Origin of the sequence: Streptomyces sp. NPDC048338, from assembly GCF_043201055.1 — a bacterium.
In the GTDB taxonomy this organism is placed as follows: Bacteria; Actinomycetota; Actinomycetes; order Streptomycetales; family Streptomycetaceae; genus Streptomyces.
Genome location: NZ_JBICYQ010000001.1, coordinates 565,597 through 586,867, shown reverse-complemented (window position 1 = coordinate 586,867; position 21,271 = coordinate 565,597). Strand labels below are relative to the sequence as shown.

Genomic DNA, 21,271 nt, shown 5'->3' with positions numbered 1-21,271 from the left:
CGGTTCTACCCCTCGAGGTAGGTCCTGATGCCGTCCGCGAGCCCCTGCGCCGCCTTCTGGCGCCATGCCGCATCGGCCAGCAGTGCGGCGTCCTTCGGATCACGCATATTGCCGCATTCGACGAAGACCTTGGGGACGGTTGAGAGATTGAGCCCGCCGAGATCGTCGCGGACGTCCAATCCGGTACCGGAACCGATGTAGTTGGAGGGCGATGTGTGCGTCGCGCGCGCGAACTGTGCGGCGATGTCCTCACCGAGCGCACGGGACGGGCCGACGATCTTCGCGGTGTCGGCGCCGCCGGAGTCGACACGTGCGGGCAGGATCACATGGAAGCCACGGTTCCCCGTGGCGGAGCCGTCGGCGTGCACGGACACGACGGCGTCGGCCCGGGCGGCGTTGCCGGTCCGGGCCCGCTCGTCGATGCACGGGCCGAAGGGGCGGTCGGCGTCATGGGTCAGCACGACCTTCGCGCCCAGCCCCTCGAGGAGATCGCGCAGGCGATGGGAGACGTCCAGGGTGAACGCGGCTTCGGTGTAGCCGGCACGGGTCGACGTGCCGGTCGTGTCGCACTCCTTGCGTGCGGTACCGATGTCGACCTTCTGATTGATCTCCCGGGAATGCCGGAAGTTGCCGGGGTTGTGTCCGGGATCGACGACGACGGTGCGGCCGGCCAGGGGAAGCCGGCCGGGAGCGTCGTCTCCGGAGCCCGTGGTGCCGGTGGCCTCCGCCGAGCCGGACGGGTCGGAAGGAGCCGCGGAGGTGCGAGGCGCCCGAGAGGACGATGTGGCGTCGGGCACACCCGTCGCAGGGTCGGCCGCCCCGCCGCAGCCCGCCAGCGCGAGGCACCCGAGAGCGCATCCGAGCAGGGCGAGGGCGGGGGCGAGGGACTTCCGGTGGTCGTACGGCACCCCGCGACTCTAATGCGAGCCGCCGGAGGCGATGCGCGGCCCGCCGATCTCGATCGCATAGTTCGTCGGCACCGCGTGACTGTGGAGGGATTGTGACGGGTATGGGGAGGGTGCGCCGGTGAGCAGCACCGCGCACGGACCACGGGGGGCACTGTGGCGGGGGAAGAGCAGCACGAGGCACGTCCGGAGCCGGAGGACCGCGTACCCGGTGCCGCGGACGCCTTACCGGAGAGGCCGGACGCTCCGGACACGGGCGACGGCAGGACCGTCGCCGAGACGCCCTGGGCCTACGGCCCCGGGGGCACATTCGGCGCCGGAGCGGGTGCGGGGGCCGGGGCACCCGGCGGCGGACCCGGGGCGCCGACCGTGACCGCCTCGCCCTGGGCGGCGGGCGGAGCGATCCCGCCGCCCCCCGGGCAGCCGCCCGTCATCGGCTCGTCCACGCCGGGCATGCCCGGCCCGCCGGTGCCCCTGGAATCGAACCCCGCCCAGGCCGTCCTGGTCGGACTGCTGAACCTCTCCTGCCTCGGCCTCGGCTACGTGCTCCTCAAGCACTGGCGGTCCGCCGCCGTGTGCTGGGCCGCCACCGTGATCCTGCTCGTGATCGCCCTGCCCGCCGACGTCGACGGCGTGCCCGCCGGCGCACTCATCGGCTACGGCCTCTTCCTGCTGGCCGCCGCGGCCGACGGGGCACGGCGCGGACTGCGCGCCCCGCTCGTCCTGGGCCCCGCCGGCCCGGCGGACGCGGGCAGCGGGAGACCGAGCCGACTGCGGTTCGCGCTCCCGCTCGCCGTCGTCCTGCTGCTCGTGCCGGTCGGCGGCTCGGTGGCCTACGGAGCCGCACGGGACGAGGCCGTGGAGCAGTCGTACCTCGACCGGCTGGCGGCGGCGGACACCCTCGTGAAGGCCGTCGAAGGGCAGAGCTTCGGCGGGGCCGCGGAGAACTACCGCAAGGCGCTGGCCACGTACCAGGAACTCGGCACGAAGCACGCCGGCTCCCGCGCCGGGCGGCTCGTCCCCGACCGGCTCGCCGCCTACTACCGCAGCGTGTCCGTCCCGTACGAGCAGAAGAAGTACTGCGAGGCCGTCGAACCCCTCAAGCACCTGCGCGACCTGCCGACGAAGGTGGACCGCGGGCTCCTCACCGGCCTGATCGGCAAGGCCGACGAACCGCTGGCCCAGTCCTGGTACGAGTGCGGCACCAGCAGCATCGGCAAGGCGGGCGCCGAGCGGACGGCCGGAGACCAGCTCAACGCCCTGCTCACGACCTTCCCGCAGTCGCCGCACGCGACCAAGGTCGAGGCCGCGGTCAAGGACAGCATCCGCACCCGCGCCGCCACGCTCGACGGCTCCTCCACCGACCCGTGCGACACGGTGACCGAACTGCGGCGCGTCGGCACGACCGTCGACCTGCTGCCCCGGGACACGTACACCGCGCTCGCGAGGGAGAACGGCGAGGCGGTGGAGAAGGGCGACTTCAACTGCGGCGTCAAGCAGTTCAAGGACAAGGAGTACACGGACGCCAGGACGTCGATGACCGACTTCGTCACGAAGTACCCGGGCAGCCGGCGGGCCGCCCAGGCACGGAACATCGCCATCGCCGCGGAGATCGCCCAGGAGGCCCCGGCGGCCGGCGGCAAGCTGCCCCCGGCGACGGCGCCCGGCGGATCCCGGATGGTCATGGTCGTGTCCAACGACGGGCCGGGGGAGGTCGAACTGCTCTACACGGGGCCGATCACCGGACGGGTCACGCTGAAGTCCTGCGGGACGTGCAGGACGTACCCCGGCAGCCTGGCCGCGCTGAACACGCAGAAGGTCAAGGCGTGCACGGGCCCGTCGTCCAAGTACCCGAAGGCGACCCTGCTGCTCCCGCCGGGCAACTACCACTTCCTGCAGAAGCGGGACAGCTCGAACACGTCGATGGCGGTGAACAAGGCGAGCACGACGAAGATCGAGTCGGGGTACAGCTACACGAACTGCCTGTACGTGACCTCGGGGCTGGGGTTCTGAGGGGGGGTGTCCTCGGCTGGGGGGCTTGGGGGGGTGCGGGTCCCTTTGGGGTCTTGGGGCGGGCCGGTCTTGGGTGGCTTCTGGTGGTTGGCCGCCCTCTCTCCGAGTGTGGCGGGTTGCGGCGCCGCTTCAAGGGCGCTCCTTCGTCGCGTCGCTGCGCGATGGCCTGGCGGCCACCCTTGACCCGTCGCCTTCACCCGCCTTTTCACACTCGGAGGGCGGCCCGGGGAGGGGGTCCAGGCGGGGGGCCGGTGCCTCTCGGGCGCCGTCGGCGGCCGAGGGCTTTCGGGGTGGCTTCCCGCACCCATTGAATGGGGCAGTCGGGCTCGGCTTAGCGGGTGCGACTCGATTCCTGGCGGGGATTCATGCCCCGCTGGTCAATGTCCGATGGAGTGAAGCCGAATCCGAGAGCCCTTGGGATGGTTGCCGACAAGGGCGGGCCTCCACCACCCGGCCCGGTCCATCCCGGCAGGCGGAGTCATCCCGAATGACGCTAGCGCGTACATTACTCGCGGTAACCGGACGGGATATGGGACTTCACGGGGCATATCGGACTCTCGGGGGGCTTAATGTACGCCGTAGCGTCATCGGGCAGCCGATCCCAGACCGGCGATGGGACTGGTGGGACGGATGGGACCCGCCCGGCCTGCCGCCCCGCGCGGCCCATGCTCCTGGCCCGTCCTAGCAATGCTGGCTGCGGATTCGGCTTCACCCACCACCGGAGAATGACCAGCGGGGCATGAATCCCAGCCAGGACACGACGGATTGCCGCTAAGCCCTGCCGGGTCACCCCATTCAACGGGAGCGGGAAGCCACCCCAAGACAGACGGCCGCCTACGGCGCCCGGGGCACCCCGAACCCCCCGCCTGGGCCCATCCCCCCGGGCCGCCCTCCGAGTGTGAAAAGGCAGCCGGGACCGGGCGGTCAAGGGTGGCCGCCAGGCCATCGCGCAGCGACGCGACGAGGAACGAGGAGCGCCCTTGAGGGCACGGACCCGGCTGCCACACTCGGAGAGGGGGCGGCCAACCACCAGAAGCCAACGGGGACCGCCCGGCCCCAAGACCCCAAAGGCCCACCCCCCAAGCGCCCCCCCCGCCCCCTCAGGGCTTGCGGCGGAGGACCCGCAGGGAGTCCGTCACCGAGATCTCCTCGAAGTCGCCCGATTCCAGCGCCCGGCAGTAGATCCGGTACGGGGCCTGGCCGCCGTCCTCCGGGTTCGGGAAGACGTCGTGGATGACGAGGATCCCGCCCTCCGCGACCTTCGGTGCCCAGCCCTCGTAGTCCGCCGTCGCGTGCTCGTCCGTGTGGCCGCCGTCGATGAAGACGAAGCCCAGCGCTCCGGTCCATACCTTCGCGACCTGCGGGGAACGCCCCACCACCGCGATCACGTGGTCCTCCAGGCCCGCCTTGTGCAGGGTCCGGCGGAACGTCGGCAGGGTGTCCATCAGGCCGACCTCCGGGTCCACGACGGTCTCGTCGTGGTACTCCCACCCCGGCTGCTGCTCCTCGCTGCCCCGGTGGTGGTCCACGGTCAGTACGACCGTCCCCGCCTCCCGGGCCACGTCCGCCAGCAGGATCGTCGAGCGCCCGCAGTAGGTGCCGACCTCGAGGAGCGGCAGCCCGAGCTTCGCCGCCTCGGCGGCGGCCTCGTACAGCGCGAGCCCTTCCTTCACGGGCATGAAGCCCTTCGCGGCCTCGAAGGCGGAGAGAATCTCCGGAGCGGGCATCGGTCCTCCTACTGGCGGGTACAGACGTGCGAGCGCCCATGGTGCCCTACGCGCCGCGGGCGGACCACACCCGCCGTCGCGGTGGGGCCGCCGCCACCTGCGTCGACGCCCGCCGGCGGGTCCCGGCCCCGTGCCCCCGCCCGCCCTCCCCGCCGTCGCTGAGCGACCCGGCCCGGAGGGTGGAGCGTCACAGGTCCTAGCGCGGCGCCAGGACCTCGCGCAGCCGGACGAGGGTCGCCTTCCACGGCCCGGCCTCGTCCGTCTCGTCCCACAGTTCGAGGAGTTCCGAGGGTTCCGTGAGGACCCGGTCCAGGGCCTCGATCGCGAGCGGGCGCAGCTCCACCGGCAGTTCCGGCAGTGCTTCGTCCGGGCCGTACGGGGTGGGGACGGGGTCGCCGCCCGGGCACTGCGAGGCGACGAGTGCGGCCGCGGCGACGGCCTGCACCGCGACGTCGCTGTCCAGGTAGTCCGTGCCCGTCTCGATCACCTCGCCGAGCGTGGCCCGGATGAGCGCGGCGCGCTCGGCCGGGGGTGTGTCGTCCAGGTCGCCCGAGAAGTCGGCGGCGGTGTCGTTGTCGAAGGGGCCGATGTCCCAGGTGCCCATGATGTGTTCACTTCCGATCGCTCGATCGCCGCCGGTTCGACGTGCGTACCGGGATCGTGGCAGCTGCCACTGACAGTCGGGCGGTGGGCGGTGGGCGGGAGTCGCCGTGCGCGGGTTGGGTCCCCTTGCGCGCGGCGGGCCCGGGCGCGGGCCCCCGTCCCACGGTCCTCCTCGCCGTGCGGTCGGCGGTCGACGTTCGGCATTCGGCGTGTATCTGACCTTCCGTCAGATTGGAACGTGTTCTAGTCTGCCGCGCATGGGCATCGCCATCACGCAGGAACAGCGGGAGTTGGCCGGGTCCGTGCGCGGATGGCTGGCGCGCACCGTGCCTCCCGAGGAGGTGCGCAAGCACCTCGACGTCCCCGACATCGCCACCGGCCGGCCCGCCTACTGGGACGCCGCCGCCGGGCAGGGACTCCTCGGCGTCCACCTGCCCGAGGAGCACGGCGGCGGGGGCGGCGATCTCGTCGACCTGGCCGTCGTCCTGGAGGAGGCCGGGCAGGCGCTGCTGCCCGGGCCCTACCTCCCCACCGTCCTCGCCGCGGAAGTGCTCCGGCGCGCCCACGACGCCGCCGCCCCGGGTGCCCGGTCGACCGGGGCGGCCGTTCCCTCCCCCGTCCGCGAAGCCGCCGGTCTCCTCGCCGGTCTCGCCGACGGGGCGCGGACCGGGGCCGTGGCGCTCGGGCCCGGCACCCTCACGGCCGTCGGCACCGCCGACGGGTACCGGCTGGACGGCGTCGCGCCGCCCGTCCTGGGGGGCGGGCAGGCCGACCTGCTCGTCCTCGCCGCCCGCACCGCCGGCGGCACCGTCTGGCTGGCCGCCGACGCCCGGGACTTCGCGGTACGGACCCACGAGAGCGCCGACCCCACCCGGCCGACCGCGGAGGTCGCCGCGGACGGGGTCCACGTCCCGGGGGACCGGCTCCTCGCCGTCGACTCCGCCCTCGTGCGGGACCTCGCCGCCGTGCTGTTCGCCGCCGACGCCTGCGGGACGGCGGCGCGGGCACTGGACACCGCCGCCGCGTACGCCAAGGTGCGCGAGCAGTTCGGGCAGCCCATCGGGCGGTTCCAGGGGGTCAAGCACCTCTGCGCCGACATGCTGGTCCGGGTCGAGCAGGCCCGCGCGCTGACCTGGGACGCGGCCCGCGCGGCCGGTGCGGGCCCTGCGGGGCCGCGGTCCCTGACGGCCGCCCTCGCCGCGGCCACCGCTCTCGACGCCGCCTACACGTGTGCCAAGGACTGCATCCAGATCCTCGGCGGGATCGGCTTCACCTGGGAGCACGACGCCCACCTCCAGCTGCGCCGTGCCCTCGTCGCCCGGCAGCTCCTGGGCGGCGGTGACGGCCACCGCTCCCGGGCCGTCCGTCTCGCCGCCGACGGCGTCCGTCGCGAGCTGCGCCTCGAACTGCCTCCGGAAGCGGACGACTTCCGCGCCGACGCCCGTGAGGCGCTCGCCGTCGCCGTCGGCCTCGACCCGCGCGCCGCGCGCCGCGCCCTCGCCCCCACCGGCTACGCCGCCCCGCACCTGCCGGCGCCGTACGGACTCGACGCCGGACCGCTGCGGCAACTCGCCGTGCAACGGGAACTGGACGCGGCGGGGGTCACCCTCGCCGGGCTCGGCATCGCCACCTGGGTCGTCCCCTCCCTGCTCGCCTACGGAACCCCCGAGCAGCAGGCCCGCCACCTCGGCCCCACCCTGAGCGGCGACCGGCTGTGGTGTCAGCTGTTCTCCGAGCCGGACGCCGGCTCGGACCTGGCCGCTCTGCGCACCCGGGCCGAACGGACCGAGGACGGCCGCTGGCGGATCAACGGGCAGAAGGTGTGGACGAGCGCGGCGCAGTGGGCCGACCACGGCATCCTGCTCGCCCGCACCGACCCCGACGCGCCCAAGCACCGGGGGCTCACGTACTTCCTCGTCGACATGAGGAACACGCCGGGGATCGACATCCGGCCGCTCAAGGAGATCACCGGGGACTCCCTCTTCAACGAGGTCTACTTCGACGACGCGCTGCTGCCCGCCGACGCCGTCGTGGGCGCCGTGGACGACGGCTGGCGCGTCGCGCGCAACACCCTCGGCAACGAACGGGTCCACATGGCCGACCAGGTCGCCTTCGACTCCGGCCTCGAAGCGCTGATCGAGCGGGCGGACGGCGCCGGCGACTCCGTACGCGTACGGATCGGCGCGCTCGCGGCCGAGGCGCACGCGCTCGCCTGCATCGGGCTGCGCACCACGATGCTCCAGGTGTCGGGCCTGGAACCGGGCGCCGGAGCCAGCGTCCGCAAGCTCGTCCAGACCCTCCACCAGCAGAAGGTCGCCGAGCTCACGCTCGAACTGCTCGGGCCGGAGGGCGCCGTGCGCGAGGGGGCGGGGGAGCGGGCCGTGCACGGGCTGCTGATGTCCCGCTGTCTGACGATCGCGGGCGGCACCACACAGGTACAGCTCAATGTCGTCGCCGAGCGGCTGCTCGGCCTGCCGCGGGACTGAGGGGATCGGAAGATGGGGAAGGCGTACATCGTCGGCGTCGGGATGACGAAGTTCGAGAAGCCGGAGACGCGCGACTGGCAGTACTGGGACATGGCGAGGGAGGCGGGGGCGGCGGCGCTCGCCGACGCGGGCGTGGACTACGCGCGGGTGGAGCAGGTGCCGGTGGGCTACTGCTTCCAGGCGTCCACGGCCGGGCAGCGCGCCGCGTACGAGCTCGGGCTGACCGGCGTGCCCGTCTACAACGTCAACAACAACTGCGCGACGGCGTCGACGGCGCTGATGATGGCCCGCCAGTTCGTCGAGGGCGGGGTCGCCGACTGCGTCCTCGCGCTCGGCTTCGAGAAGATGACCCGCGGAGCGCTCGGCGGCGGATCGGGCGCCGGCGACTTCAGTGCCTCGCCGGTCGCCCGCCACTACGGGATCATGGCCGCCGGCCACGGCTTCGAGATGTCCCCGCCGACCGCGCAGATCTTCGGCAACGCGGCCCGTGAGCACATGGAGCGGTACGGGACGACGGAGGTCCAGTTGGCGGCGGTCGGCGCCAAGAACCACCGGCATTCGGCGAACAACCCCTACGCCCAGTTCCGGGACGTGTACTCGGTCGAGGAGGTCCTCGCCGCCAAGACCGTCCACCGGCCGCTGACCAGGCTGCAGTGCTCACCGACGTCGGACGGCTCGGCGGCCGCGGTCGTCGTGTCGGAGCGGTTCGTCGTGGAGCACGGCCTGCACGACAAGGCGGTGGAGATCGTGGCCCAGTCGATGACGACCGACACCGAGGAGTCCTTCGCCTCCGGGTCGTGCATCGACGCGGTCGGCCTGCCGATGTCCCGGGCCGCGGCCCGGCAGGTGTACGAGCGGTCGGGCCTCGGCATCGAGGACGTCGACGTCGTCGAGCTCCACGACTGCTTCTCCGTCAACGAGCTGCTGACGTACGAGGCCCTCGGGATGTGCGAGGAGGGGGCGTCGGGGAAGCTCGTGGAGTCCGGCGCGACGACGTACGGCGGGCGGTGGGTGGTGAACCCGTCGGGCGGGCTGATCTCCAAGGGGCATCCGCTGGGCGCCACCGGGCTGGCGCAGGCCGCCGAGCTGGTCTGGCAGCTGCGGGGTGAGGCGGGTGCCCGGCAGGTGGCCGGGGCGCGGGTGGGGCTGGCGCACAACATCGGCCTCGGCGGCGCGGCCGTGGTGACCCTGCTGCGCCGCTCCTAGGGCGTGTCCTCAAGGGGCCCAGGGGGGGCGGGCGGGCAGGGCCTACGTCCGTGGTCCCGGGCCCGTACATCGATTTTCTGATGTACGGGCCACGGAGGCTCTGCGACCATGACCGGCATGGTCCACACCGAGTCAGCCGCGGAACAGTCCGCCCACGCACGCCCCGCACCGCGCGCCTGGCTGGTGGTGCTCGCCGCCTGTGCGGGGCAGTTCCTCGTCGTCCTCGACGTGTCCGTGGTGAACGTCGCGCTGCCGTCGATGCGGGCCGATCTCGGCCTGTCGGCCACCGGGTTGCAGTGGGTGCTCAGCGCGTACTCGATCGCCTTCGCCGGCTTCATGCTGCTGGGCGGGCGCGCGGCCGACCTGTTCGGCCGGAAGCGGATGTTCCTGCTGGGCCTCGGGCTCTTCACCGCGGCGTCCGTGGCCGGCGGCCTGGCGCAGGAGGGCTGGCAGCTCGTCGCGGGCCGGGCCGTGCAGGGGCTGGGGGCCGCGGTCCTGGCGCCCGCGACGCTCACCATCGTGACGGCCGCCGTCCCCGCGGGCGCCGCCCGGACCCGTGCCATCGGGACCTGGACGGCGGTCGGCGCGGCCGGTGGCGCGGCGGGTGGCTTCGTCGGCGGTGTCCTGGTGGACCTGCTGTCGTGGCGCTGGGTCCTGCTGATCAACGTCCCGGTCGGGGTGCTCGTCCTCGCCGGCGCCGCGCTGTGGCTGCGTGAGAGCCGGACCGCGGCGGGCCGGCGGCTCGACCTGCCGGGCGCGGTGCTGGTCACCGGCGGCCTGGCGGCCGTCGCCTACGGCATCGTGCAGACGGAGGAGGGGGGCTGGGGCTCCCGTTCGACGCTGGTGCCGCTGCTCGGCGGTTCGGTGCTGCTGGCCGTCTTCGTCGTGGTGGAGGCGCGTACGGCGGCGCCGCTGATGCCCCTGCGGCTGTTCCGTTCGCGGGCGGTCTCGGCGGCCAACGTGGCGATCCTGCTGTGCGGTTCGACGTCGTTCTCGATGTGGTTCTTCATGACGGTGTACGCGCAGAACGTTCTCGGCTACACGCCGCTGGAGGCCGGGCTCGCGCTGGTGCCGAGCTCGGTCAGCGTCATCCTCGGATCGAAGCTGGCGCCCCGTCTGATGCCGGCCACCGGCGCCCGGGCCCTCGCGGTCATCGGTGCGGTCGTGGCCGCGGCGGGCTTCGCCTGGCAGTCCACGATGACCGCCGACGGCACGTTCCTGGGGACCATCCTGGGTCCCGGCATCCTGATGATGGCGGGTATGGGGCTGCTGACCACGCCGCTCGCCACCCTCGCCACGTCGAGCGCGCCGCCCGGCGAGGCGGGGCTGGTCTCGGGGCTGGTCAACACCTCCCGCACGATGGGCGGCGCGCTGGGTCTGGCGGTGCTCTCCACCGTCGCCGCGTCCCGGACGGACGGTGCCGCCGACCCGCAGGCCCTGACGGAGGGCTACGCCCTGGCCTTCCGCACGGCGGCGGGGGTGCTGCTGGCGGGTGCGCTGCTGATGCTGCTGTGGTTGCCGAAGCGGCGGCGCGCGGTGTCTCCCGGGCCCGCGGTCCGAGCGCCGGGGACTCCCGGCCGCCTGTGAGCCACCGGTGCTACAGCCAGCCCTGCTGCCGTGCGGCCCGTACCGCCTCCATGCGGTTGCGGGTGCCCGTCTTGCCGATCGCCGAGGAGAGGTAGTTGCGGACCGTCGACTCCGAGAGGTGGAGCGTGGCCGCGATGTCGGCGATGGTCGCCCCGTCGACGGACGCGCCGAGCGCGTCCCGTTCGCGGGCGGTCAGCGGGTTCGGGCCCGCGCCGAGGGCGGCCGCGGCGAGGGCCGGGTCGATGACCGTCTCGCCGCGCAGGACCCGGCGGATCGCCTCCGCGAGCTCCTCCACCGGGCCGTCCTTGACCAGGAAGCCCGCCGCGCCGGCCTCCATCGCCCGGCGCAGGTAGCCGGGCCGGCCGAAGGTGGTGAGGATCAGGACCCGGCAGTCGGGGGCCTGGTCGCGCAGGTCGGCCGCGGCGTCCAGGCCCGAGCGGCCCGGGAGTTCGATGTCCAGCAGGGCCACCTCGGGGCGGCCGGCCAGGGCCGCGTCCACGATCTCGTCGCCGCGGCCGACCTGGGCCACGACCTCGATGTCGGGTTCCATGCCGAGCAGCAGCGCCAGGGCGCCCCGCATCATGCCCTGGTCCTCGGCGAGGAGAACTCTGATCATTCGGTCGGCTCCAGCTCCGTCGACACCAGGGCCGCCACGGGCAGTTCCGCGGTGACCCGGAACCCGCCGCGCGGCGCGGGTCCCGACTCCAGGGTGCCGCCTGCGGAGGCGACGCGCTCGCGCAGGCCCGTGAGTCCGCTGCCCGTGGCGCTCCCGTCGGCGCCGCGGCCGTCGTCCGTGACCGTCAGCCGGACCCGCTCGGTGGTGCCGCCGACGTCGATCTCGCAGCGGGTCGCGCGGCTGTGCCGAACGGCGTTCGTGGCCGACTCCCGGACGACCCAGCTGAGCAGGGCCTCCGTCTGGGGTGCCAGCGGCGGGCCCGACTGCCGGACGACCGGCTCGATCCCGGCCGAGGACAGGGCGTCGCGGGCCCGGTCGAGTTCGGTGGCGAGACTGCCCTCCCGGTAGCCGGTGACGGCCTCGCGGATCTCGGTCAGGGCCTGGCGGCCCACGAACTCGATGTCGGACACCTGGGCCAGCGCCGCGTCGATGTCGCGCGGGGCGAGCCGCCGGGCGGCCTCCGACTTCACCACGATGACGGACAGGGTGTGGCCGAGCAGGTCGTGCAGGTCGCGGGAGAACCGCAGCCGTTCCTTCTCCACCGCGGCGCGCGCCAACTCCTCCTTGGTGCGGCGGAGTTCCTTCACGGTCTCGGAGAGGGTGAGGACCGCGGACGTGACCATGGCCGAGATGAAGGTGCCGTACGCGACGTCGATCGCGCCCCAGCCGTCCCGGTAGCCGGCGACGGCGCCGGCCACGACGCACAGGGGGAGGACCACCTGGGCCAGTCTCCGGCCGCGCAGGACCGAGCCGGCGGCGAGGCCGAGCAGCGGGAAGTAGAGCAGCCAGGGGCCGCCGTACGCGAGGGCCAGGAAGAGGGTGACCGCCGTCATGGTGCCGAGCAGCCACCAGGTGGCCGGCGCCTCCCGGCCGCGCCGGTGGAAGGCGCGGAAGACGACCGAGATGTAGAGGGAGTTGAAGAGCAGGACGCCGATCCCGCCGATCCAGGGATTGGGTGTCTCGCCGTGGAGGAGGTTGGAGACCGCGCCCATGCCCATCAGCAGCCAGGGCAGCAGGGCGAAGCCGTTCGGCGGCCTCGTCTCCTCCGCCATGCGTGCGCGTCGTTTCCTCGTGCCTCTCATGACCGCTCCCCTCAGGCCGTCAGGCCGGCACGACGGTACGAGACCACGGCGTACCCGCCGAACACCAGCGCCCAGCAGGCGATCACGGTGACGGTGGGTGCGCCGGGGCGGCTGCCTTCCGTCATGGCCCGGCCGCTCGTTCTTCATGTCCACGACGCTACGGAGCGGGGCGGGTGCGGCGGCAGGCGTGAATGTACGGACCCGGCGGTGACAAATGTCCCGGGTCCCTTGCCCGACACGACATCTGACATGCCGTCAGGAGGGTTCACAACTCCTGACGGCTCGGCTATACATGAGGATCACCGACCTAGAACGCGTTCTAGAACGGCGCGTACGGGGCGGTCCCGCACGGCCTCGGTGCGGCCGACGGTGCGGACGGTCGCACCGAGGTCCTTCCCTCATCACGGATCCCCACGGATCTCCAAGGAGCAGCATCCCGATGCCCATTGATGCCGCCAAGGCCGTCGCCGCCGAGCCCCGCAGTGCCGAGATCGGCTGGGACCACAAGGACGTCCAGCTCTACCACCTCGGTCTCGGCGCCGGCACGCCCGCCACGGACCCCGACGAGCTCCGCTACACCCTCGAGTCCCGGCTCCACGTGCTGCCCAGCTTCGCCACGGTCGCCGGCGCCGGCATGGGCGTCGTCGGCGGCCTCTCCGCCCCCGGTATCGACGTGAACCTGGCCGCGGTCCTGCACGGCGGCCAGAGCATCACCCTGCACCGCCCGATCCCCGTCGCGGGCCGGGCCGTCACCACCTCCCGCGTCGCCGCCGTCCACGACAAGGGCAAGGCCGCCGTCCTCGTGCTGCGCTCCGAGACCGCCGACGACGACGGCCCGCTGTGGACCAGCGACGCCCAGATCTTCGTCCGGGGCGAGGGCGGCTGGGGTGGCGACCGCGGCCCCTCCGAGCGTCTCGAGACGCCCGCCCGCGAGCCGGACAGGACCGTCGAGCGGCCCGTCCGCGAGGACCAGGCGCTGCTCTACCGGCTCTCCGGTGACTGGAACCCGCTGCACGCCGACCCCGAGTTCGCCAAGCTGGCCGGCTTCGACCGGCCGATCCTGCACGGCCTCTGCTCGTACGGCATGACCCTCAAGGCGGTGGTGGACACCGTGCTCGGCGGCGACGTCGCCCGGGTCCGCTCGTACCGCACGCGCTTCGCCGGGGTCGTCTTCCCGGGCGAGACCCTGCGCATCCGGATGTGGGCCGGGGGCGGCCGCGTCCAGGTGACGGTGACGGCCGTGGAGCGCGACGACGCCCCGGTCCTCGCCGACACCCTCGTCGAACACTCGTAGATCCATCCCGGAGGGAGCCGCACCATGCGCGCAGCCGTACTGCACGAGATCGGCCAGGACAAACTCGAAGTGCTCGACGACGTCGAGGCCGTGGGCTTCGGCCCCGGCAAGGTGAGGATCCGCGTCCGGGCGACCGGACTGTGCCACTCCGACGTCTCCGCCATGAGCGGTGTGCTGCCGCAGCCCGCGCCTTTCGTCCCCGGCCACGAGGGCGCGGGTGAGATCGTCGACCTCGGCGACGGCGTCACCGGGCTGAGCGAGGGGCAGCGGGTGCTGCTGTGCTGGCTGCCCGCCTGCGGGATCTGTCCGGCCTGCAAGCGCGGCCAGACGCAGCTGTGCCTGGCCGGCTTCATGAACGCGGGCACGCCCAACTTCAAGCGACCCGGTGGGGACCTCTTCGGATTCGCCGGCACCGGCACCTTCGCCGAGGAGGTCGTCGTCGACGCGGGCTGCGCCGTCCCGATCCCCGACGACGTGCCCTTCGACATCGCGGCGCTGATCGGTTGCGGCGTGACGACCGGACTCGGCGCGGCGATCAACACGGCCAAGGTGGAGGCCGGTTCGTCGGTCGCCGTCATCGGCTGCGGAGGCGTCGGCATCTCCGCCATCCAGGGCGCAAAGCTCCAGGGGGCCGCCCAGATCGTCGCCGTCGACCCGGTCGGGTCCCGGCGCGAGGCCGCCCTGCGGTTCGGGGCGACGGAAGCGGTGGCACCCGACGCCCTCGGCGACGCCAAGCAGCGGATCACGGCGGGCGAGGGCTTCGACTACGTCTTCGAGGTCGTCGGGAAGTCCGCCACCGCCCGGACCGCCTACGAGACGACCCGGCGCGGCGGCACCCTGTGCGTGGTCGGCGCGGGCGCGCTCGACGACCACCTCCAGCTCAGCATGTTCGAGCTGTTCTTCGACGAGAAGCGGATCCTGCCGTCCATGTACGGCGGCGGCGACGTGCTGCGTTCGTACGAGCGGGCCATCGCGCTGTGGCGCGCGGGCCGCATCGACCTGGAGTCGCTGATCACCCACCGGGTCCCGCTGTCGGGGATCAACGAGGCGCTGGAGCAGATGCGCACGGGCGTGGCGCTGCGCACCTGCATCGAGATCTGAGAGGACACCGCGAGATGGCACTCCCTCTGGAGGGGTTGAGCGCGATCGTCACCGGCGCGGGCCGGGGCCTCGGCCGGGCCGAGGCGCTGGAGCTGGCGCGGCTGGGCGCGGCGGTCGTCGTGAACGACTACGGCCGGCCGGGGCGCGACGGCTCCGGCGCGGCCTCGGCGGCGCCGGCCGAAGGGGTCGCCGAGGAGATCCGCGCGGCCGGCGGCCGTGCGGTCGCGCACCTGGGCGACGTGGCCGACTTCGGGACCGCCCGGGAGCTGGTCGACCTGGCGGTGGAGACCTTCGGGAAGCTGGACGTCCTGGTCAACAACGCGGGGATCCTGCGGGACCGGATGGTCTTCTCGATGAGCGAGGACGAGTGGGACTCGGTCGTCCGGGTGCATCTGAAGGGGCACTTCAACACCACGCACTTCGCGGCGGCGCACTGGCGCGGACGGGCGAAGGCCGGGGAGTCCGGCGTCTACGGCCGGATCGTCAACACGTCGTCGGAGGCGTTCCTGGCCGGCTCGGCGGGCCAGCCGAACTACGCGGCGGCCAAGGGCGGGATCGTGGGTCTGACGACCTCGACGGCCCTGGCGCTCGCGAAGTACGGGGTGACGGCGAACGCGATCTGCCCGCGGGCCCGGACGCGGATGACGGAGGACGTCTTCGCGGGCTTCGCGGAACCGACCGCCGAGGGGGAGCTGGATCCCCTGTCGCCGGAGCACGTGGCGCCGCTCGTGGGGTATCTGGCGTCGCCCGCGGCGGCGGCGGTGAACGGTCAGCTGCTGGTCGTCCACGGCGGGATGGTGGCGATCGTCGACCGGCCGAGGGTGGCGGCGAAGTTCGACACGGCGAAGGACGTCTTCACCTACGAGGAGCTGGACGGGCTGCTGTCCGCGCACTACGCGGGGCGGCCGGCGGGGGAGACCTTCGCGGCGGCGGAGGTACTGGGCCTCAAGAAGGGCTAGGGCGCGTTGCGAAAGTCCCTCCCCCTGGGCTTCGCCCGGGAGGTGCCCCCGCCTGGCGACGCCTGGCACGCACTCCCCCGTAGCCCTTCGGGCACGGGAGGGGCCCCCACGCCGCGTTGTCGGGATCGCCCGAGTACGCCCGGTACGAGGGCGACCCTCCGCCTTGCGATCGCACGCACCAGACGCCGCCGGGCCCGCCCTTCGGGCGGACGGCGCTACTTTCGCAACACGCCCTAGGGGGCGTCTTGCCGATCTTGCCGGGCTCGCCGGTCCAGGCGGGCTCCCGGCGTCGGTAGCGCCGGCGGGACCGGGACGGGTGCGGCGGCGGTGTCGCGGACACCGGTCGCGGCGGAGACGAGAACGGGCCCCGGGGGAGTCCCCCGGGGCCCGTTCGCTCAGTGCGCTTCCGGTTCGCGACGGTGGCGGCCGTGCGGGGAGGACGTGGTGTCCTCCGCCGGCGCCGAAGGTCCGCGGTGCTTGCCGGACCCGTTCGGCTCCGACCCGTCCGTGCTTGCTTGCGACATGCTGGAACTCACCCCGTAGTGATCTCTGTTGCTGTGCGACCCGTGAGTCTAACCAGCGGCTTTGGCATCCGTGAGGGGTGCCTGCTGCAGGGGCACGGGCCGGCAGACCCGGGGTTCGAGCGCGGCCGGTTCCGGTTCGCACGGCACCTCCAGGTCGGTGAGGCCGCAGGGTGCTTCCGCCGTCGTGTACGGCAGCCGGAGGACGCCCTCGGGCGTCCACAGTCCCGCCCCGGCGAGCCATCCCGCGGGCGCCGCCGCCTGGTGCATCCGGCGCCCCGACGGCCGCCACATCCCGACCCAGCTGCCGGTCGCCGCGTCGATCCGCAGCGCGACCCCGCAGCTCTCCGGCAGCAGCACCTGGCCCGGCTGCACCGCGAACGGGGTGACCGCGGCGTCGTCGAGGCGCAGGCAGTCCGGGAACCGGACCGGCAGCAGGCTGCCGAGCACGCCCCAGCCGAGCCGGTCGTGCCCCGGGGACGGCGCGTCGGAGCGGAGCAGCAGCAGTCCGCTGTCCGGGTCGGCCATCAGCAGCCGGTCGTCGCTCTCCTCGGTGATCTGGAGGAGCGGTGTCACCTCGCCGCCCCGTTCGAGGTCGACCGCCACCGCCTTCACCGGCCCGTCGTCCACGCGGCGGTCCAGGGCCAGTATCCGCCCCGTGCGGTCCAGCCACACCCCGCCCGAGCAGCGGCCCTTGATCTCGGCGACCTGCTCCGGTCCGAACGCCCCGCCGGCCACCAGCCACAGCGTCGTCGTGTCCGGGCCGGCGCACAGGGCGTAGGCGCAGATGCCGTCCGGCGAGGGCGGCAGCAGGGTCAGTTCCTCGGCCTCCACCGCGCCCAGGGCCAGTTCGCCCGTCCCCGGCCCGGTCGGGTACAGCAGCGAGAACGTGTGGCGGTTCCCGTCCACCCGGCGCGCGGCGAGCACCCGTCCGTCCGCCAGCGGCAGCAGCCGGGTCGCGGGGTCCTCGGGCTGGTCCAGCGGCAGCGGGACGGCGTACGGCTCCGGGCCGTCGAGCGTCCACCGCTCCACGTACAGGGCGTCCCCGGCGCCCGCGAGCCGTGCCGCGTACGCCCCGTTCGCCGTGATGATGATCTCTGTCGGCCGTACCGCGCCGTTGTCCTCCGCCGCGGTCTCGATGGCACAGGCTGTCATCGACTCGTCACCTCCGGCCACCGAAGCTAGTTTTCGCACTTCCAGCCGAACAACACGAGCTCCGGCTTTTCACACATTGGGATGGCGCTGAACCGATTTTGCTGAGGGGGAAGGGCGGGTTGTGCTGGAGAGATAAGGGGTGCGTGAGGTAAGGCGACCCTCCATGGAGTCGGCGACTCCGGGTGCGGGCGCCTCTCCCGCACCGGTCGCGGGCCGCCGCACCCGTCCTCGTGCGGGAGTCCCTCCCCCTCCCGCGCCGCCGCGGCAACGCCGCCGCGCCCGGTCTCGCGGCCTGCGGAGGCGGCGACGGGGTCCGGACGCCTGCGCAGGTGAGAGGGACGGCGGGGGTGGGAAGTCCGCGCCGCCGGCGGCTCGGACACCGGCGACGCCGCCGCCAGGACCGCGGCCGTGGGCGCGGACGCCCCGCCCGGCCGGTTCCCCCGCACCGTCCCAAGCACCCTCGGCGCGACGAAGATCGAGTCCGCCCCGAGGCGGGTCGTCGTCCTCGACGACGGCGGGCTCGACGACGTCGTCCCGTTCGGCGTGAAGCCCTCCGGCCACGTCCCTGCCGACGGAGACGATGGCATCCCCACGTATCTCCGAAGAGGACGCGGGCCACCCCGATTCCGTCGGGCACCTGGAGGGAGAACCGGCCTCGGGCTCGGCGTGACGGCGGCCGACGCGTCCTGGACGACCTGCGCGGCGACCTCGCCGACCGGTGGGTCCGGAGAGTCCGCGCCCCTCCACGGCACCCCCGGGCCTCGCGGCGGCCCGCCCCGGCAGGACGCGGCGGGACCGGTGGCGCCCTCGCCGCCCACGGGGCAGGAGGACGGGGTACGCAGGGCAGGTAGCCTTTCCTCCGTGCCCCGTCTGTCTGAAGTCATCGCCGAACTCGACGCCCTCTGGCCGCCCGAGCGGGCCGAGCAGTGGGACGCCGTCGGCACGGTGTGCGGCGAGCCCGACGCCTCCGTCACCCGCGTCCTGTTCGCCGTCGACCCCGTCCAGGAGATCGCCGACGAGGCGGTCGCGCTCGGCGCCGACCTGATCGTCACCCACCACCCGCTCTACCTGCGCGGGACGACGACGGTCGCGGCCTCCCACTTCAAGGGACGCGTCGTGCACACGCTGATCAAGCACGACATCGCCCTGCACGTCGCCCACACCAACGCCGACACCGCCGAACCCGGGGTCTCCGACGCCCTCGCCGGCGCCCTCGACCTGCGGATCACCGGCCCCCTGGTCCCCGAGAACAACCTCGGCCGGATCTGCGAACTGGACCAGCCCGAGACGCTGGCCCAGTTCGCGGCCCGCGCCGCGAAGCGGCTCCCCGCCACCGCGCAGGGCATCCGCGTCGCGGGCGACCCCGACATGACCGTCCGCCGGGTCGCCGTCAGCGGCGGCTCCGGCGACAGCCTCTTCGACGCGGTGCGGGCCGCCGGCGTGGACGCGTTCCTCACCGCCGACCTGCGCCACCACCCGGTCTCCGAGGCCACCCAGCACGCCGCCCACTCCGGCCGGCCCGGCCCGGGCCTGGTCGACGCCGCCCACTGGGCCACCGAGTGGCCCTGGTGCGAGCAGGCCGCCGCCCAGCTCGACGAGATCTCCGACCGTCACGGCTGGGACCTCCGCGTCCACGTCTCGAAGACGGTCACCGACCCCTGGTCCTCCCACCACACCTCCCCTGGAGCCCCCAACTGAACGCCGCGCCCGCCGACCAGATCCGACTCCTCGACGTCCAGTCCCTGGACGTACGTCTCCAGCAGCTCGCCCACAAGCGCAAGTCCCTGCCCGAGCACGCCGAGATCGAGTCGCTGACCAAGGACCTCACCCAGCTGCGCGACCTGCTCGTCGCCGCGCAGACGGAGGAGAGCGACTGCGCCCGCGAGCAGACCAAGGCCGAGCAGGACGTCGACCAGGTCCGCCAGCGCGCCGTGCGGGACCAGCAGCGCCTCGACTCCGGCGCCGTCTCCTCCCCGAAGGACCTGGAGAACCTCCAGCGGGAGATCACCTCCCTGGCCAAGCGCCAGGGCGACCTCGAGGACATCGTCCTGGAGGTCATGGAGCGCCGCGAGTCCGCGCAGGAGCGGGTGGCCGAGCTGACCGAGCGCGCCTCCGCCGTCCAGGCCAAGACCGACGACGCGACCTCCCGTCGCGACGCCGCGCAGGCCGAGCTGGACCGCGACGCCGCCTCCGTCGGCAAGGAGCGCGAGCTGGTCGCCGGCTCCGTCCCGGCCGACCTGCTCAAGCTCTACGAGAAGCTGCGTGAGCAGCAGGGTGGCGTCGGCGCCGCCCGGCTGTACCAGCGCAAGTGCGAGGGCTGCCACATCGAGCTGAACATCACCGAGGTGAACGAGGTCCGGGCCGCCGCCGCGGACACGGTTCTCCGCTGCGAGAACTGCCGCCGGATCCTCGTCCGCACGTCGGAGTCCGGCCTGTAATGACGGCCAGGGAACTGATCGTCGAGGCCGACGGCGGCTCCCGGGGCAACCCGGGGCCCGCCGGCTACGGCGCGGTGGTCCTGGACCCGGCGACCGGGGAGACCCTCGCGGAGGCCGCCGAGTACATCGGCGTCGCCACCAACAACGTCGCCGAGTACAAGGGCCTGATCGCCGGGCTGAAGGCGGCGCGCGAGCTCTTCCCCGACGCCGCCGTCCACGTCCGGATGGACTCCAAGCTGGTCGTCGAGCAGATGTCCGGCCGCTGGAAGATCAAGCACCCCGACATGAAGCCGCTCGCCGCGGAGGCCGGCCGGGTCTACCCGGCGGGCCAGGTCCGCTACGAGTGGATCCCGCGCGAGCGGAACAAGCACGCCGACCGTCTCGCGAACGAGGCGATGGACGCGGGCAAGCAGGGCCGGCAGTGGCAGCCGGCGGACTCCTCGGGGTCCTTCGCCGCCCGCGACGCGGCCGCGGCCCGCGCGGCCGCCGCACCGCCCCCGTCGGGTCCCCCCGGCGACGCCACGGCCGGCGCGGCACGGGCCCGCGCGGCCCTGACGGGCACGGGCGCCGGCAGGAGCACGGGAACGGGCGGCTCCGGGCCGTCCGACGACGCGCTCTTCCCCGCGGACGAGGCCGTCGCGGCCCAGGCCCGCGCGTCGCTGGCCGCGGCCGGCACCGCCGAACGGGAGTCCGCCGCGGCGGCACGGTCCGCGTCCGGCCTCACCGAGGCGAGCGGGGACTTCGAGGCCGAGGCGGCCGCCGAGGGACACGCGGGCCACGGCGGGCGGGGCCGTCCGCACGCCCCCGCCGCCGAGGCGCCCCCCGCACAGGGCTGGACCGGACCCGACATGGGCGCCCCGGCCACCTTCGTCCTGCTGCGCCACGGGGAGACCGCCCTCACCCCGGAGAAGCGGTTCTCCGGAAGCGGGGGCACCGACCCCGAGCTGTCGGCCGCCGGACTGCGGCAGGCCGAAGCCGTCGCCGCCGCGCTCGCCGCCCGGGGCACGATCCAGGAGATCGTCAGCTCGCCGCTCACGCGCTGCCGCCAGACCGCCGAGACCGTCGCCGCACGTCTGGGCCTGTCCGTACGGGTCGAGGAAGGGCTCCGCGAGACCGACTTCGGGGCGTGGGAGGGGCTGACCTTCGCCGAGGTCCGCGAGCGCCACGCCGAGGACCTCGACGCCTGGCTCGCCTCGCCGAAGGCCGAGCCGACGGGTGGGGGCGAGAGCTTCGCGACCGTCGCCCGCCGCGTCGCGGCGACCCGCGACCGGCTGACGGCGGCCCACGCCGGCCGTACGGTCCTGCTGGTCACGCACGTGACGCCGATCAAGACCCTGATCCGGCTGGCGCTCGGCGCCCCGCCGGAGTCGCTGTTCCGGATGGAGCTGTCGGCGGCCTCCCTGTCGGCGGTGGCCTACTACGCGGACGGCAACGCGTCCGTACGGCTCCTCAACGACACCGCGCACCTGAGGTGACCTGCCACGGGGCGGCGGGGCGGGCACCGGGAAAAGACGTGGC

16 protein-coding genes are annotated in these 21,271 nt (G+C 73.8%); 10 read left to right on the top strand and 6 right to left on the bottom strand.

Translation table 11 applies throughout. The features are described from left to right. Positions 1–5: 5 nt before the first annotated feature. Positions 6–908 carry an N-acetylmuramoyl-L-alanine amidase gene (locus ACGFZF_RS02680; protein ID WP_393550698.1) on the bottom strand — a complete coding sequence of 301 codons (903 nt, stop codon included), beginning with the start codon at positions 906–908 and terminating at the stop codon, positions 6–8. Between the two features lie 366 nt (positions 909–1,274). Between ACGFZF_RS02680 and ACGFZF_RS02675 the strand changes: the two genes are divergently transcribed. Beyond that, positions 1,275–2,918, top strand: a complete 1,644-nt coding sequence (locus ACGFZF_RS02675) for a hypothetical protein (protein ID WP_393550697.1) — start codon at positions 1,275–1,277, stop codon at positions 2,916–2,918. Positions 2,919–4,018: 1,100 nt separating this feature from the next. Here the strand turns inward: ACGFZF_RS02675 and ACGFZF_RS02670 are convergent. Both ACGFZF_RS02670 and ACGFZF_RS02665 read right to left on the bottom strand, forming a co-directional pair. Continuing rightward, positions 4,019–4,645: a class I SAM-dependent methyltransferase gene (locus ACGFZF_RS02670; RefSeq protein ID WP_393550696.1), complete on the bottom strand. Its 627-nt coding sequence runs from the start codon at positions 4,643–4,645 to the stop codon at positions 4,019–4,021. A gap of 196 nt (positions 4,646–4,841) precedes the next feature. After that, a complete protein-coding gene (locus tag ACGFZF_RS02665; RefSeq protein ID WP_393550695.1) occupies positions 4,842–5,249 on the bottom strand; it encodes a DUF4259 domain-containing protein in 408 nt (135 codons plus the stop codon). Positions 5,250–5,505: 256 nt separating this feature from the next. Here ACGFZF_RS02665 and ACGFZF_RS02660 point away from each other — a divergent pair, with 256 nt between their 5' ends. From ACGFZF_RS02660 to ACGFZF_RS02650, 3 genes are all read left to right on the top strand, one after another. Further along, a complete protein-coding gene (locus ACGFZF_RS02660; RefSeq protein ID WP_393550694.1) occupies positions 5,506–7,734 on the top strand; it encodes an acyl-CoA dehydrogenase in 2,229 nt (742 codons plus the stop codon). A gap of 12 nt (positions 7,735–7,746) precedes the next feature. Continuing rightward, on the top strand, positions 7,747–8,940 hold the full coding sequence (locus tag ACGFZF_RS02655) for a lipid-transfer protein (protein ID WP_393550693.1): 1,194 nt from the start codon (positions 7,747–7,749) through the stop codon (positions 8,938–8,940). 108 nt (positions 8,941–9,048) lie between these two features. Continuing rightward, positions 9,049–10,527 carry an MFS transporter gene (locus tag ACGFZF_RS02650; RefSeq protein WP_393550692.1) on the top strand — a complete coding sequence of 493 codons (1,479 nt, stop codon included), beginning with the start codon at positions 9,049–9,051 and terminating at the stop codon, positions 10,525–10,527. Positions 10,528–10,537: 10 nt separating this feature from the next. Here the strand turns inward: ACGFZF_RS02650 and ACGFZF_RS02645 are convergent, their stop codons facing one another. Beyond that, the gene (locus ACGFZF_RS02645) at positions 10,538–11,143 is read right to left on the bottom strand and encodes a response regulator (RefSeq protein WP_393550691.1); all 606 of its coding nucleotides are present in this window, start codon (positions 11,141–11,143) and stop codon (positions 10,538–10,540) included. Then, positions 11,140–12,285, bottom strand: a complete 1,146-nt coding sequence (locus tag ACGFZF_RS02640; RefSeq protein ID WP_393550690.1) for a sensor histidine kinase — start codon at positions 12,283–12,285, stop codon at positions 11,140–11,142. Before ACGFZF_RS02640 ends, ACGFZF_RS02645 begins: the two co-directional genes overlap by 4 nt. A 439-nt stretch (positions 12,286–12,724) precedes the next feature. Between ACGFZF_RS02640 and ACGFZF_RS02635 the strand changes: the two genes are divergently transcribed. From ACGFZF_RS02635 to ACGFZF_RS02625, 3 genes are read left to right on the top strand one after another with little or no spacing between them, the layout of a single operon-like run. Further along, positions 12,725–13,579 (top strand): MaoC/PaaZ C-terminal domain-containing protein, encoded by an 855-nt coding sequence (locus tag ACGFZF_RS02635; protein WP_393550689.1) that lies wholly within the window; start codon positions 12,725–12,727, stop codon positions 13,577–13,579. Positions 13,580–13,603: 24 nt separating this feature from the next. After that, the gene (locus tag ACGFZF_RS02630) at positions 13,604–14,680 is read left to right on the top strand and encodes a Zn-dependent alcohol dehydrogenase (RefSeq protein ID WP_393550688.1); all 1,077 of its coding nucleotides are present in this window, start codon (positions 13,604–13,606) and stop codon (positions 14,678–14,680) included. 14 nt (positions 14,681–14,694) lie between these two features. Then, complete coding sequence (locus ACGFZF_RS02625) at positions 14,695–15,639, top strand: 3-oxoacyl-ACP reductase (RefSeq protein WP_393550687.1); 945 nt, start codon at positions 14,695–14,697, stop codon at positions 15,637–15,639. Between the two features lie 572 nt (positions 15,640–16,211). Here the strand turns inward: ACGFZF_RS02625 and ACGFZF_RS02620 are convergent. Next, positions 16,212–17,315, bottom strand: a complete 1,104-nt coding sequence (locus ACGFZF_RS02620) for a hypothetical protein (protein ID WP_393550686.1) — start codon at positions 17,313–17,315, stop codon at positions 16,212–16,214. Between the two features lie 861 nt (positions 17,316–18,176). Here ACGFZF_RS02620 and ACGFZF_RS02615 point away from each other — a divergent pair. From ACGFZF_RS02615 to ACGFZF_RS02605, 3 genes are read left to right on the top strand one after another with little or no spacing between them, the layout of a single operon-like run. Continuing rightward, on the top strand, positions 18,177–19,013 hold the full coding sequence (locus ACGFZF_RS02615; RefSeq protein ID WP_393550685.1) for a Nif3-like dinuclear metal center hexameric protein: 837 nt from the start codon (positions 18,177–18,179) through the stop codon (positions 19,011–19,013). Continuing rightward, a complete protein-coding gene (locus tag ACGFZF_RS02610) occupies positions 19,010–19,753 on the top strand; it encodes a zinc ribbon domain-containing protein (RefSeq protein ID WP_393551007.1) in 744 nt (247 codons plus the stop codon). The genes ACGFZF_RS02615 and ACGFZF_RS02610 overlap by 4 nt, the downstream gene beginning before the upstream one ends. Continuing rightward, on the top strand, positions 19,753–21,228 hold the full coding sequence (locus tag ACGFZF_RS02605) for a bifunctional RNase H/acid phosphatase (protein ID WP_393550684.1): 1,476 nt from the start codon (positions 19,753–19,755) through the stop codon (positions 21,226–21,228). Before ACGFZF_RS02610 ends, ACGFZF_RS02605 begins: the two co-directional genes overlap by 1 nt. Positions 21,229–21,271 lie beyond the last annotated feature (43 nt).

Excerpts from the sequence above, each read along its gene's own strand:
- ACGFZF_RS02645 (WP_393550691.1), bottom strand. The coding sequence starts at position 11,143 with ATGATCAGAGTTCTCCTCGCCGAGGACCAGGGCATGATGCGGGGCGCC.
- ACGFZF_RS02625 (WP_393550687.1), top strand. The coding sequence starts at position 14,695 with ATGGCACTCCCTCTGGAGGGGTTGAGCGCGATCGTCACCGGCGCGGGC.
- ACGFZF_RS02660 (WP_393550694.1), top strand. The coding sequence starts at position 5,506 with ATGGGCATCGCCATCACGCAGGAACAGCGGGAGTTGGCCGGGTCCGTG.
- ACGFZF_RS02655 (WP_393550693.1), top strand. The coding sequence starts at position 7,747 with ATGGGGAAGGCGTACATCGTCGGCGTCGGGATGACGAAGTTCGAGAAG.
- ACGFZF_RS02630 (WP_393550688.1), top strand. The coding sequence starts at position 13,604 with ATGCGCGCAGCCGTACTGCACGAGATCGGCCAGGACAAACTCGAAGTG.
- ACGFZF_RS02650 (WP_393550692.1), top strand. The coding sequence starts at position 9,049 with ATGACCGGCATGGTCCACACCGAGTCAGCCGCGGAACAGTCCGCCCAC.
- ACGFZF_RS02620 (WP_393550686.1), bottom strand. The coding sequence starts at position 17,315 with ATGACAGCCTGTGCCATCGAGACCGCGGCGGAGGACAACGGCGCGGTA.
- ACGFZF_RS02670 (WP_393550696.1), bottom strand. The coding sequence starts at position 4,645 with ATGCCCGCTCCGGAGATTCTCTCCGCCTTCGAGGCCGCGAAGGGCTTC.
- ACGFZF_RS02640 (WP_393550690.1), bottom strand. The coding sequence starts at position 12,285 with ATGAGAGGCACGAGGAAACGACGCGCACGCATGGCGGAGGAGACGAGG.
- ACGFZF_RS02635 (WP_393550689.1), top strand. The coding sequence starts at position 12,725 with ATGCCCATTGATGCCGCCAAGGCCGTCGCCGCCGAGCCCCGCAGTGCC.
- ACGFZF_RS02605 (WP_393550684.1), top strand. The coding sequence starts at position 19,753 with ATGACGGCCAGGGAACTGATCGTCGAGGCCGACGGCGGCTCCCGGGGC.
- ACGFZF_RS02665 (WP_393550695.1), bottom strand. The coding sequence starts at position 5,249 with ATGGGCACCTGGGACATCGGCCCCTTCGACAACGACACCGCCGCCGAC.